This is a genomic window from Yoonia sp. KMU-150, from assembly GCF_056858355.1.
Genome location: NZ_JBXEQF010000002.1, coordinates 601113 through 614251 on the forward strand (window position 1 = coordinate 601113; position 13139 = coordinate 614251).

The 13139-nt window shown below is 65.1% G+C and carries 11 protein-coding genes; 6 read left to right on the forward strand and 5 right to left on the reverse strand.

The window, feature by feature from the left end; translation table 11 throughout:
- Positions 1-58 precede the first annotated feature (58 nt).
- The 5 genes from AC04PH_RS15875 to selD are packed head-to-tail and all read left to right on the forward strand — an operon-like array spanning position 59 to position 6878.
- On the forward strand, positions 59-715 hold the full coding sequence (locus tag AC04PH_RS15875) for an ABC transporter ATP-binding protein (RefSeq protein WP_483066795.1): 657 nt from the start codon (positions 59-61) through the stop codon (positions 713-715).
- Entirely contained in the window at positions 712-3105 is a 2394-nt protein-coding gene (locus AC04PH_RS15880; RefSeq protein ID WP_483066796.1) for an ABC transporter permease, read from the forward strand. The genes AC04PH_RS15875 and AC04PH_RS15880 overlap by 4 nt, the downstream gene beginning before the upstream one ends.
- Positions 3095-4135, forward strand: coding sequence for a lipocalin-like domain-containing protein (locus tag AC04PH_RS15885; RefSeq protein WP_483066797.1), 1041 nt, complete (start codon positions 3095-3097; stop codon positions 4133-4135). Before AC04PH_RS15880 ends, AC04PH_RS15885 begins: the two co-directional genes overlap by 11 nt.
- On the forward strand, positions 4128-4685 hold the full coding sequence (locus tag AC04PH_RS15890) for a pyridoxamine 5'-phosphate oxidase family protein (protein WP_483066798.1): 558 nt from the start codon (positions 4128-4130) through the stop codon (positions 4683-4685). Before AC04PH_RS15885 ends, AC04PH_RS15890 begins: the two co-directional genes overlap by 8 nt.
- A gap of 24 nt (positions 4686-4709) precedes the next feature.
- On the forward strand, positions 4710-6878 hold the full coding sequence (gene selD / locus AC04PH_RS15895; protein WP_483066799.1) for a selenide, water dikinase SelD: 2169 nt from the start codon (positions 4710-4712) through the stop codon (positions 6876-6878).
- Here selD and mnmH read toward each other — a convergent pair.
- From mnmH to AC04PH_RS15920, 5 genes are all read right to left on the reverse strand, one after another.
- Positions 6862-7917, reverse strand: a complete 1056-nt coding sequence (mnmH, locus tag AC04PH_RS15900) for a tRNA 2-selenouridine(34) synthase MnmH (protein ID WP_483066800.1) — start codon at positions 7915-7917, stop codon at positions 6862-6864. The two genes, selD and mnmH, sit on opposite strands and share 17 nt — an antisense overlap.
- Before the next feature lie 41 nt (positions 7918-7958).
- Entirely contained in the window at positions 7959-8741 is a 783-nt protein-coding gene (locus AC04PH_RS15905) for a metallophosphoesterase (protein ID WP_483066801.1), read from the reverse strand.
- Between the two features lie 82 nt (positions 8742-8823).
- Complete coding sequence (serA, locus tag AC04PH_RS15910) at positions 8824-10413, reverse strand: phosphoglycerate dehydrogenase (protein ID WP_483066802.1); 1590 nt, start codon at positions 10411-10413, stop codon at positions 8824-8826.
- A 72-nt stretch (positions 10414-10485) separates the two neighbouring features.
- On the reverse strand, positions 10486-11652 hold the full coding sequence (locus AC04PH_RS15915) for a phosphoserine transaminase (protein ID WP_483066803.1): 1167 nt from the start codon (positions 11650-11652) through the stop codon (positions 10486-10488).
- A gap of 132 nt (positions 11653-11784) precedes the next feature.
- Positions 11785-12057 carry a metal-sensitive transcriptional regulator gene (locus tag AC04PH_RS15920; RefSeq protein WP_483066804.1) on the reverse strand — a complete coding sequence of 91 codons (273 nt, stop codon included), beginning with the start codon at positions 12055-12057 and terminating at the stop codon, positions 11785-11787.
- A gap of 210 nt (positions 12058-12267) precedes the next feature.
- Between AC04PH_RS15920 and AC04PH_RS15925 the strand changes: the two genes are divergently transcribed.
- Entirely contained in the window at positions 12268-13083 is an 816-nt protein-coding gene (locus AC04PH_RS15925; RefSeq protein WP_483066805.1) for a MauE/DoxX family redox-associated membrane protein, read from the forward strand.
- Positions 13084-13139 lie beyond the last annotated feature (56 nt).

The window sequence follows — 13139 nt, forward strand, 5'->3', positions numbered from 1 at the left end:
GCTGTGATCCCTTTTCGCCCGCCTGTCCTGTGTTAGGTCAGGGCCGAAAGGGGCCCCAATGCTGCTGACCGTCACCGACCTGCGCAAGACATTCACTACCGGAGAGGCCGCTTTCGAGGTGCTGCGCGGCGTGTCGCTGACGCTGGATGCAGGCGAGACGCTGGCGCTGACGGGTGAATCGGGATCGGGCAAAAGCACGCTGCTGCACCTGATCGGCGGGCTGGACACGCCGGACGACGGCGAAATCCTGATCGACGGCACGGATATCGGCGGGCTGGGCGACGCCGGGCGCGCGGCACTGCGGCGCGGGACGGTGGGCGTGGTGTTCCAGCAGTTCAACCTGATCCCCAGCCTGCGCGTGGCCGACAACATCGCGTTTCAGGCCCGTCTGGCCGGGACCCACGATGCGGATTGGGCGGCAGAGCTGGCGGAGCGGCTGGGGCTGACGGCGCATCTGCGCAAATACCCCGAGCAACTTTCCGGCGGGCAACAGCAGCGGGTGGCCATTGCACGGACGCTTGCGCCGCACCCCCGGCTGGTGCTGGCGGACGAACCCACCGGCAACCTCGATGAAGGATCGGCGGGCGACGTGATGGACCTGCTGTTGCAACTGGTCGCCGATACCGGTGCCGCGCTGCTGCTGGTGACCCACTCCGACAGGCTGGCCGCGCGGATGGAACGACGGTTGCATCTGGCGGCGGGGCAGGTGGCATGATCGCCGCAGGTCTTGGCGCGCTGCTGTCGCACTGGTGGCGCAATCCCCTGCAACTGCTGACATTGTTCGGCGGCCTCGCGCTCGCCACGGCGCTGTGGTCGGGTGTGCAGGCCGTCAATGCAGAGGCCCGCGCGAGCTATGACGCCGCCGCGCAAACGCTTGGCGAAGGTAATTTTGATCGTATCCTGCGCCGCGACGGCGCGTCGATGACACTGGAAACATTCGTGACCTTGCGTCGCGCGGGGTGGTTGGTCAGCCCGGTGATCGAGGGGCGTGTCGGTTCCGTGCGTCTTGTCGGGGTCGAGCCGCTCACCGCGCCACGCGGTATCGGCCCGGTCGCGGTTGCGGACGGTGGCGACATCGCGCGGTTCATTTCGGAGGCCGGGCAGGTTTATGCGAATAGTGCAACGCTCGACAGCCTCGGTGACCTTCGTGAGATCGAGAAAGTGCAAGTGGCTGACTTTGCGCCAGATGTGGCCTACGCCGATATCGGTGTCGCGCAGCGGATTCTGGGGCGGCCGGGCGAGGTTGATTTCCTGATTGTGACGGAGGATCAGCCGCTTGGACGCCCGGCGCTGGACGGGATCGCGCCCGACCTGGTGCAGCGCGCGGCGGAGAGTCCGAGCGACGTGGCCAAGCTGACCGACAGCTTTCACCTGAACCTGACCGCATTCGGTTTCCTGTCGTTCGCTGTGGGCATCTTTATCGTGAACGGGGCCATCGGGCTCGCGTTCGAGCAGCGGCGGCCCGTGGTGCGGACCCTGCGCGCGCTGGGCATGCCGTTGCGGACGATCATGGCCCTGACCGCCTTTGAACTGCTTGTGCTCGCCGTCCTTGCCGGGGGCGTCGGGGTGGCCATCGGATACGGTGTCGCGGCCGTACTTTTGCCGGATGTGGCCGCGACGCTGCAGGGGCTTTACGGGGCCGAAGTCGCCGGGACCCTGCAGTTGCGCGCGTCATGGTGGCTGTCGGGACTTGCCATCGCCGTCGGTGGAACGGCCATCGCGGCGAGCGCCGCGCTGTGGCAACTGGCGCGCCTGCCGCTGCTTGCCGCAGGACACCCCCGCGCGATGGCCATGGCGGCCGGTCGCCGGGCAGCCGTGCAGGGTGTTCTGGCGCTTTGCCTGCTTGCCGTGGCTGCCGTTCTCGCTGTGGTCGCCGACGGGCTGCTGGCCGGATTCGCTTTGCTGGCGGCACTGCTGATCGGGACGGCGCTGGCGTTGCCGCTGGTCCTCGACCGGGTGCTGGCCGCTGCCGAAGCGCGAGCGATGTCGGTGAAACGGCAATGGTTCTGGGCAGATACGCGCCAGCAACTGCCGGGACTGTCGCTCGCGCTGATGGCGCTGCTGCTGGCGATGGCGGCGAATGTCGGCGTGTCCACCATGGTATCGAGCTTTCGGCTGACCTTCGTCGGATTTCTGGACCAGCGCCTTGCGTCAGAGCTGTATGTCTATGCCGATGACGATGCCACGGCACAGCGGATCGTGGACTTCGTGACACCGCGGGTCGATGCCGTGCTGCCGATCCAGTCGGCGCAGGTCGACGTGAGGGGGGGGCCCACGGATGTGTTCGGCGGGCGCGATCATGCCACCTATCGTGACAACTGGACCTTCCTGCAAAGCATGCCCGACGCCTGGGATGCTGTGGCATCCGGCACCGCCATCGTGATCAACGAACAACTGGCGCGGCGGGCGGGGATCGCCGTCGGCGCGCGGCTAGACATCGCGGGCGACTTGTTCGACGTCGCGGGGATCTATGGTGACTACGGCAACCCGATCGGGCAGGCCCTGATCGACGAGGCGCCCTTTGCGCGTCTGTTCCCCGAAGTGACGCCGCAGCGGTTTGGCCTGCGGATGGCGGCGGATGTGGTTGCGCCGCTGCGCCGCGATCTGGAGCAGACGTTGGCGCTGCCCGAGACGAACGTGATCGACCAGGCCGGGATCAAGGCCTTTTCACTGGCCGTTTTCGACCGAACCTTCACCGTCACGACCGCGCTCAATGTGCTTACCCTTGCGGTGGCGGGGTTTGCGATACTGATGAGCCTGCTGACACTGGCGACGATGCGCTTGCCGCAGTTGGCACCGGCCTGGGCCGTCGGCATGACACGGGCCGAACTGGGGCGGCTAGAGTTGGTCCGCGCCGTCATGCTGGCGGCCCTCACGGCGGTCGTCGCCCTGCCACTGGGGCTGGCGCTGGCCTGGGCCCTGCTGTCGATCGTCAACGTCGCGGCCTTCGGGTGGAAGCTGCCGCTCTATTTCTTCCCGTTCGACTATGCGCGGCTGGGTGTCTTTGCGGTTATCGCGGCGGCGCTGGCAGCACTCTGGCCCGCCCGCCGGTTGGCGCGCACGCCGCCCGCGACACTGCTCAAGGTGTTCTCCAATGCGCGCTAGGGTCTTTATCTTCCTGCTGACGCTCTGGCCGTTCTGCGCAAGTGCACAGGGTTTCGCGGGTCTGGGCACCACGGCAGAGGGGTTCACCGTGCCGGAACGTGGCATCGTGTTGCAGTTCCCGCGCGACCACGGCCCGCATTACGACTTCCGGATCGAGTGGTGGTATCTGACCGCCAACCTGCAGGGGGCCGACGGCACACCCTACGGATTGCAATGGACCCTGTTTCGCAGCGCCCTCGCGCCGGAAGCCGGGGCAGGGTGGTCGGCGCCGCAGGTCTGGATGGGCCACGCCGCGGTCACGACCCCCGATTTGCATTTTGTGGCCGAACGTCTGGCCCGCGGCGGGATCGGGCAGGCCGGTGTCACGGCAGAGCCTTTCGCAGCATGGATCGACGACTGGGAGATGGCAGGACCCTTCGACGCCCTGTCGCTGCGCGCCAGCGGGCCGGAATTTGCCTACGATATGGCACTGACCGCCGGAGGCCCGCTTGTGCTGCATGGCGACGCGGGGTTTTCGGTGAAATCCGCCGGGGGGCAGGCGTCCTATTACTATTCCCAGCCCTACTACAGCATCGACGGCACCCTGCGCCTGCCCGAGGGCGACATCGCCGTGACCGGACAGGCGTGGCTGGACCGCGAATGGTCTTCGCAGCCGCTGGGAGAGAACCAGACCGGTTGGGACTGGTTCTCGCTGTCCTTCGATACCGGCGACAAGCTGATGGGCTTCGTGCTGCGGCAATCGGACGGTCCCGATTTCACCTCCGGTACGTGGATCGCGGTGGACGGGACGGCGCAGGCCCTCGCCCCTGGTCAGTTCGCCGCAACGCCGCTGGACACACACGCGACTGCGGGACACGACGTGCCGGTCACGTGGCAGGTGACATTGCCGGAAAAGGGCGTTGACATCACCGTGCAGGCCATCAATCCAGACGCTTGGATGGCAACCTCGGTTCCTTATTGGGAGGGACCGGTAACGGTGCAGGGCAGCCACGCCGGGATCGGGTATCTGGAGATGACAGGATATGAATAACTGGCTGAAATCGCTTGACGATCTGATCGACAAGGCCTGGGACCTGCTTGAGGCGGGCGCAGCGGAGCGGTCGGTGATCGGCATGGCGACGATCAGCCCCGATGGCTGGCCGGAGTCGCGCAGCGTGGTTTTGCGCGCCGCCGACCGGACGCAGGGTATGGTCGAGGTCTATACCGACGCCGCATCCGGTAAGGTGACGAGCCTTGAGGCGGTGCCGCGCACGTCGCTGCTGTTCTGGGACGCGGCCCTGCGGTTGCAGATCAGATTGCAGGCCGAGGTGACGATCCTGACCGGTGCAGAGGTCGCGGACCGCTGGGCCGCGGTTCCCGATACGTCGCGGGTCAGCTACGGCGTCGCGCCTGCACCGGGGAGCGTGATCGCCGGGCCGGTCGACTACCGCAAGCTGTCCAACGCGGATCAGTTCGCCGTGCTGCGCTGTGCCGTGGTGTCCATCGACGTGGTGTCGCTGCATACGCCGCATCAGCGCGCTCTGGCGCGGCGCGATCCGTCACAGGGTGGTGATTGGGTCACGAACTGGCTGGCCCCCTGACGGCGGCACCGCTAGACCGGACCCATGCAAACGACGCTCCCCAAGACCCGCGATCTTGTCCTCATCGGTGGCGGGCATACACATGCGCTGGTGCTGCGGGCCTGGGCGATGAACCCCTTGCCCGGGGTGCGCGTCACTCTCATCAACCCCGGCCCGACGGCCCCCTATTCGGGGATGCTGCCGGGATTCGTGGCCGGTCATTATGACCGCGACGAACTGGATATCGATCTGGTGCAACTGGCGCGTTTCGCAAATGCGCGGATCGTCACCGGGGCGGCGACCGGGATCGACCGCGCGGCGCGCCTGATCACCGTGCTAGGGCGTCCGCCGGTGGCCTATGACGTTGCATCGCTCGATATCGGGATCACAAGTACGATGCCGGATCTCGCCGGTTTCGCGGGTCACGCCGTACCGGCCAAGCCGTTGGGGGACTTCGCCAGCCGCTGGGCGTCGTACCGCGCGGTTGTCACGGACCCGCGCGTCGCGATCATCGGTGGCGGTGTCGCGGGGGCGGAACTGGCGATGGCGATGGCCCACGTGCTGCGGCAGGACGGACACGACACGCCATCGGTGCAACTGATCGACCGGGGGCCCGTGCTGTCGGCGTTGGGAGAGGCCGCACGGACCAAAATGCTGACGGCATTGGACGAGATGGGCGTGCGCATCGTCGCGGACGCGGATGTGACGAAGGTGACCGCGAAGGGGGCCGTTCTGGCCGATGGCACCCTGATCGCGGCGGATTTCGTGACCGGGGCGGCGGGGGCGAAGCCTTATGGCTGGTTGGAAGACACCGGGCTGGACCTGCACGACGGTTTCGTCACGGTCCGCCCGACCCTGCGATCGAGCGATCCGGCGGTGTTTGCCGTCGGTGACTGCGCGCATCTGGCCTATGACCCGCGACCCAAGGCGGGTGTCTATGCCGTGCGGCAGGCACCTGTGCTGTTGGACAACTTGCGCGCCGTGCTGTCGGGGGGCGATCTGCGACGCTATTATCCGCAAAAGGATTATCTGAAGCTGATCTCGCTCGGGGGCAAATCGGCACTGGCGGAACGGTTCGGGCGGGCCTGGTCCGGGGCGCTGATGTGGCGGTGGAAGGATCATATCGACCGCAAGTTCATGAACAGGTTTGTTGACTTGCCCGCGATGGCCGTGCCTGACGTGCCACTGACGGTGGCGAACGGCGTGGCGGAGGCGCTGGGCGATGGGCCGCTTTGCGGTGGTTGCGGGGCTAAGGTCGGCCGTGCGGCGTTGGGGGCTGTCTTGGCCGATCTGCCGCCGACGGATCGGGGCGATGTTACGCATCTGCCGGGCGACGACGCGGCCCTGTTGCAGATAGGTGGTGCGCGGCAGGTGATCAGCACCGACCATCTGCGTGCGCTGACCCATGATCCTGTGGTCATGGCGCGAATCGCCGCCGTACATGCGCTGGGCGATATCTGGGCGATGGGGGCGGTACCGCAAGCGGTGACCGTGAATCTGATCCTGCCGCGTCTGTCGGACGAACTCCAACGCCGCACGCTGCGCGAGGTGATGGCGGCGGTCGGCGGCGTCGTGCGCGCGGCCGGGGCCGCGATCGTCGGCGGGCATACCTCCGTCGGGGATGAGTTGACGATCGGGCTGACGGTGACGGGGCTGGCGGACAGCACACCGATCACGTTGGCGGGCGGGTGTCCTGGTGACGTGCTGATCCTGACCAAGCCGCTTGGCTCTGGCGTGATCATGGCGGCGGAGATGCAGATGCAGGCGGCGGGGGCCGATGTCGCCGCCTGTCTGGCGCTGATGCAGCAACCGCAGGGCAAGGCGGCAGAGATTTTGCAGGGCGCCCACGCCATGACCGACGTGACCGGTTTCGGTCTTGCGGGACATCTGGCTGGGATTTGCGACGCCTCCGGCACCGGTGCGGAGATCGTCCTGGAACAAGTGCCGCTGATGCAGGGCGCGCTGAAACTGGCCGAGGCGGGCGTAAGGTCCAGCCTTTATCCCGCCAACCGCGCGGGTGTCGATATGGTTAATGTCGCGGAAAGTCCGCTGGTCGATCTGATGTTTGATCCGCAGACCGCGGGCGGGCTTTTGGCTGCGGTGCCAGAGGCTTCGGCGGAGAAGCTGATGCAGAACTTGGAGAACGCCGGGTATCGATCTGCGATTATTGGAGAATTGACGAACGATGCGGGCGTTATCATTCTGCGCGACTGATGATTTCCGCAATCGCGTCCGCCGTTCTTTCCTGCCCGGTATCGTCCAGCGTTTCGGCGTGGATTTCGGCGAGTGTCTCGTGTCTATTCGTGCGGCGGGACTTGGCGTAGGACGGATCGTAGTGATCGGCCATGAGTGCGCGGGCGAGTCCGGTAAAATCGTCCGCGTCTTGCAGCGCCTGCCAGCGGTCGACGGTGGCATGGCCGCGGATGCGGTGCAGCGGGGCGAGGCGTTTGCGCACGGTATCGGGGTCGCGCAGAATGTCGGCATAGTCCTGCGCGATATAGGCGACGCGGGCATCCAGCGTCGCGGTCAGGTCAATACGCGGGGCCGCGATCATCGCCGACCAGAGCGCGGGTGGCAGGTTGAGCCGTCCGATCTTGCTGCTTTCGGCCTCCACCACCGTGGGACGCGCGGGATCGAGCGACACCAGCGCCTGTGCCAGTGCCGATTCGAACCCGCGCTGGCTGGGCTGACCGCCGGGCATGGTGCCCAGCAGAGAGCCGCGATGGCGGGCGAGCCCTTCGAGATCGAGGGTCTGCACGCCGCGCACGGCGAGGCGTGGCAGCAGGGCTGTCTTGGCGGTGCCGGTATAGCCGTCGAGCAGGATCAGGCGTTGCGGCAGCGTTTGTTCATAAAGATAGTCCTGCACCAGCCGCCGGTAGCTTTGATAGCCGCCCTTCACCGTATCGGCGCGCCAGCCGATTTCGGTCAGGATCGTGGTGAACACGCCGGACCGTTGGCCGCCCCGCCAGCAGTAGACCAGCGGTTGCCACGCACCGTCCCGGTCTTTCAGCGGCCCCGCGATATGATCGGCCACGTTGCGCAGCACCAGCGAGGCGCCCAGCTTGCGGGCGAGGAACGGCGAGACCTGTTTGTACATCGTGCCGACCTCGGCCCGTTCGGCGTTCGACAGCGCGGGCAGGTTGACGGCACCCGGAACGTGATCCTCGGCGTATTCGGCGGGGGAGCGGACGTCGATGACGCTGTCGGCCCCGTGGGCGTAGAGGTCTGCGAGGGTGGCGAACTGGCGCGGCATTGCGCGGGTGTAGCCTGTTGCGCGGTCGGGGGAAAGCGCCGTCAGGGTGTCAGTGGCTGGCGGCCGTGATCCGTGAGCAACCAGCAGTTCCGCCCCTCGAACACGGCGGGGACAAGCGGGCGGCCAAAGCCCGCACCGCCATCCAGATTGACCCGGTTGCCGTGATGCTGCGGCGCGTCGAGCGCGGTGTGACCATGCACGATCAGACGCCCGAAATCGTGATCGCTGTCGAGAAAGCCATCGCGAATCCACAAAAGGTCTTCCGGGTCCTGCAGGGCCAGATCGATGCCGGGGCGCAGGCCCGCGTGCACGAAGAGCAGATCGTCGGTGAGATGGGTCAGCGGCAGGCTGTCGAGAAAATCAAGATGGGTATCGGGCACGCAGTCCTGCGCCATTTCGCGAAACTGGTCCGGCATCAGCCGCCCGTCTGGGGTATCGCAATAGAGAAACTGTTGCAGGTCGCCACGGGTGTGCGGCGCGAAGGTGAATTTTCCGGTCAAGCCGTAGGACGCGAGCGTCGTGTCGCCGCCCAGACGCGGGTTCAGCCAATGGATGCCGGAGGCCACGCGCGGATCGTGGCCGCGCCCGGCGCGCACGTAGCCGGAAAAGAAACGGTCGTGATTACCCTTGACGAAATGCCAGTTGCGGCCTGCGTCACGCCCGGCGATGAGCCGGTCGATTACCGCGCGGCTGTCGGGACCACGGTCGGTGTAGTCGCCCAGAAACACGATTTCGGCGTCCGGGCCGCCGTCGGTTTCGATGAGCGAAAGGGCGTGGGCCAACATATCGTTCTGGCCGTGGATGTCGCCGATGGCATAGATCATGTCAGTTGCTTTCCGGCCTGCGCCGCTGTTGCCCTTCCGGGCAATGCGCCCCGCCCGCCATCCCGGCAGTCGGGGCGGTTCGTCAGACGTCGAAGGACAAAGGTTTGATCTGGTTGAACAAGCCCGTCTCCCGCAGTGCGGCAATGGCGACATCCGGCACCGGTTCATCGACGTAGAGCAGGGCGATGGCCTCGCCTTTGGCCGCTGAGCGGCCCAGCGTGAAGTTCGCGATATTCACGCCGTTGCTGCCCATCGTGTTGCCCAATGCGCCGATGATGCCCGGCACGTCCTCGTTTGTGGTGTAGAGCATATGCGCGCCGACCTCGGCGTCGATGTTGATGCCCTTGATCTGGATGAAGCGCGGCTTGCCGTCGGAAAACACGGTGCCCGCGACCGAGCGTTCGCGTTTGCCGGTCACGACGGTCACCTTGATATAGCCGTCGAACATGCCGGATTTGTCCTGCCGGGTGGTCGAAACGTTGATCCCGCGTTCCTTGGCGATGATCGGGGCGCTGACCAGATTGGTATCGGGATTCGCCTTTTTCAGGATGCCGGCGATGGTGGCGGCGGTCAGCGCGCCAAGGTTCATGTCGGACACCGCGCCATCGTACAGGATGTTGATCGCCTTGATCGGCTCGTCCGTCATCTGGCCGATGAAATTGCCCAGATGACCCGAGAGTTTGATCCACGGCCCCATGACCTTTGCCTCTTCGGCGGTGACGGAAGGCATGTTGAGCGCATTGGAGACCGCACCGGTGAGCAGATAATCCGACATCTGTTCGGCCACCTGCAGGGCGACGTTTTCCTGTGCCTCCGTCGTGGCGGCGCCCAGATGCGGGGTGACGACGACGTTGGGCAGGTTGAAGAGCGGCGAGTCCGTCGCCGGTTCCTTGGCGAAGACGTCGAAGGCGGCCCCGGCGACATGGCCGGATTTCAGGGCTTCGGCCAGCGCGTCCTCGTCCACCAGACCGCCGCGGGCGCAGTTGACGATGCGCACGCCTTTTTTGGTCTTGGCGATGTTTTCGGCAGAGAGGATATTGGCGGTCTGGTCAGTGTAAGGGACGTGCAGGGTGATGAAATCGGCATGGGCCAGCAGTTCGTCGAGTTCGACCTTTTTCACGCCCATCTTTTCGGCCTTTTCCTCCCCCAGGTAGGGGTCGTAGGCCATGACCTTCATCTTGAGCGCGCGGGCGCGGTCGCAGACGATGCCGCCGATATTGCCCGCGCCGATGACACCCAGCGTCTTGCCGGTAAGCTCCACGCCCATGAATTTCGACTTTTCCCATTTGCCGGCGTGGGTAGAGGCGCTGGCCTCGGGGATCTGGCGCGCCACCGCGAACATCATGGCGATGGCGTGTTCTGCGGTCGTGATCATGTTGCCGAACGGCGTGTTCATCACGATGATCCCGGCCTTGGAGGCGGCATCCTTGTCGATGTTGTCGGTGCCGATCCCGGCGCGGCCGATCACCTTGAGGTTTTTCGCGGCCTTGATGATCTTTTCCGTGGCCTTGGTGGCGGAGCGGATGGCGAGGCCGTCGTAATGCGGGATGGCGGCAAGGAGCAGGTCCTTGTCCTTGCCCAGATCGGGCTGGAAATCGACGTCGATCCCGCGATCGCGGAAGATTTGCACAGCGGCGTCGGAAAGTTTGTCGGAGATGAGAACTTTAGGCATTTTGTCGTGTCCTTTGGGAGGCCGATTATTCGGCGAATAATCGGAAGCGCCGAATTTTTGGCGAAAGTTCGATTACAGGTCGGCGATTTCGGCGTGGAACGCCCATGACAGCCAGGGCAGCAGCGCCTGAATGTCGGCGGTTTCCACCGTGGCCCCGCACCAGATGCGCAGACCTGCGGGTGCGTCGCGGTAAGCGCCTACGTCGAAAGCCACGCCTTCGGTTTCCAGCCGCTTGGCGACAGCCTTGGCGAAAGTGGCACCATCCTTGATCCGGTCGTCTGTGAATTTCAGGCAGACGGAGGTGTTGGAACGGGTGGCGGGGTCTTCGGCCAGGTTGGCGATCCAGTCGTTGGCATCGCAGAAGTCGAAGATCGCCTGCGCGTTGGCGTCGGCACGGGCCTTGAGTGCAGGCAGGCCGCCGATGGACTGGCCCCATTTCAGAGCCTGCAGGTAGTCTTCGACCGCAAGCATGGAGGGGGTGTTGATCGTCTCGCCGCGAAAGATACCTTCGATCAGTTTGCCGCCCTTGGTGAGGCGGAAGATCTTGGGCAGGGGCCAGGCGGGGGTGTAGGATTCGAGCCGTTCGACGGCGCGGGGGCTCAGGATCAGCATGCCGTGCGCCGCCTCTCCGCCCATGACCTTCTGCCAAGAAAAGGTGGTGACATCGAGCTTGCCCCACGGCAGGCCCTGCGCGAAGGCGGCGGAGGTGGCATCGCAGAGCGTCAACCCATCGCGGTCCGCCGGGATCATACGCCCGTGCGGCATGCGCACGCCGGAGGTCGTGCCGTTCCAGGTGAAACAGACGTCGTGGTCGTAGTTCAGCGCGGCCATGTCGACGATCTGGCCGTAGTCGGCAGTATGCACCTGTGCGTCGATCTTCAACTGCTTGACCACATCCGTGACCCAGCCCGCGCCGAAACTTTCCCAGGCGACCATCTCGGCCGGGCGTTCGCCCAGCAGCGACCACATCGCCATCTCGAACGCGCCGGTGTCGGAGGCGGGGACGATCCCTATGCGGTAATCGTCCGGCACGCCCAGGATGTCGCGGGTGAGATCGATCGCCTCGGCCAGCTTTGCCTTGCCGACGGCGGCACGGTGCGAGCGGCCGAGCGGTGCGTCGGAGAGCGTTTCCAGGCTGAATGTCGGGGGTTTGGCACAGGGGCCGGAAGAGAAGCGCGGGTTTGCCGGCCGCACGTCGGGTTTGGACACGCCTGTGCGTGCCGTGGTCGTCGTTACCATTCTGGTATCCTCACAGATATGCGCCCTTCGTTGGGGAAGGGTGTCCCGCCGCCAGACATATGCCGGTGCCTTGAGGACAGCAACTGATAAATGCAGGGTCGCCGGTCAGCTTGGCGACTGCGAGGCGGCCGCCTATTTCGAAGCCTTTTGCAAAAGCCCGATCAATTCATCGAACTTTGCGCGCTGCTCCTCCGGGTCGCCGCTTTGAATGGCCGTCTCGACGCAATGGTCGGCGTGATTTTCAAGAACCAGCTTTTCGACGCCGAGGAGTGCTGACCTGATTGCAGCCGTCTGCGCGAGGATGTCCATGCAGTAGCGGTCTTCCTCGACCATCCGCGCGACGCCGCGCACCTGCCCTTCGAGCCGCGACAGACGGTTCAGTGTCTTTTCCCTGTTGGCTTTCATGCGCGGGCATCCTTGCTGATCTGACCCCTTGGCATATACCCCGTAGGGGTATATGTGTCGAGCGGGTGCGGGCTATCCCGGAATCATACAATGATTGTGAGACAGGCGCATCATGAAAGCCGCGGCGACCTTTGCGCGTGGCGATGGCAGGTATTTCGGTGCGATGTCGCCCGCGTGGGCGGCCCCGCACTCTTATGAACGGAGATTGGCATGACGGCATCTGATATTATCGACGGCCCCGAGGCGGCGCGTCGGAAAAGCACAGGGGCGGCAAAGGCGGCCTCTCTTTACCGCATGGCGATGCCGGGGCACCTTTGCCCGTTCGGGCTCAAGGCGAAATCCATGCTGGAGCGGAAGGGCTATGCCGTCGACGACAACCTGCTGCAAAGCCGTGCCGAGATCGAAGCCTTCAAGGCGGCACATGACGTCAAGACGACGCCGCAGGCCTTTGTCGATGGCGAGCGGATCGGGGGCTATACCGATCTGAAAAAGTATTTTGGCTACAGGGTGCTGGAGAAGGATGACACGACCTATGCCCCGGTCATCGCCATTTTCGCCTGTACTGCGCTGATGGCGCTGGCCATCGTCCTGAACTTTTACGACGGATTCCCGATCATCACATGGCTAAAGTGGTTCTTCGCCACGTCGATGGTGGTTCTTGCGGTTCAGAAACTGCAGGATATCGAAGGTTTCGTGAACGGTTTTCTGGGTTACGACCTGCTGGCCCGGAGCTACGTGCCCTATGGCTATGCCTATCCCTTTGCCGAACTTTATGCCGGTGTCGGCATGATGACACTGATCGGGACGGGCAGCGCGTTGATCTGGCTGGTCGCACCGGTCGGAATATTCATCGGCACGATCGGCGCGGTCAGCGTGATCAAGGCCGTCTATATCGACAAACGCGAACTGACCTGCGCCTGTGTCGGCGGTGGATCGAACGTGCCGCTCGGCTTTATCTCACTGACGGAGAATCTCGTCATGCTGGGGATGGGTGTCTGGATGCTGTCGCTGCAGATCGCCGGCTGACGGCCCCCGCGCGGGGTTTCACAGTCGTCGCATTGGCGCTAGACCACCGCTGCCGC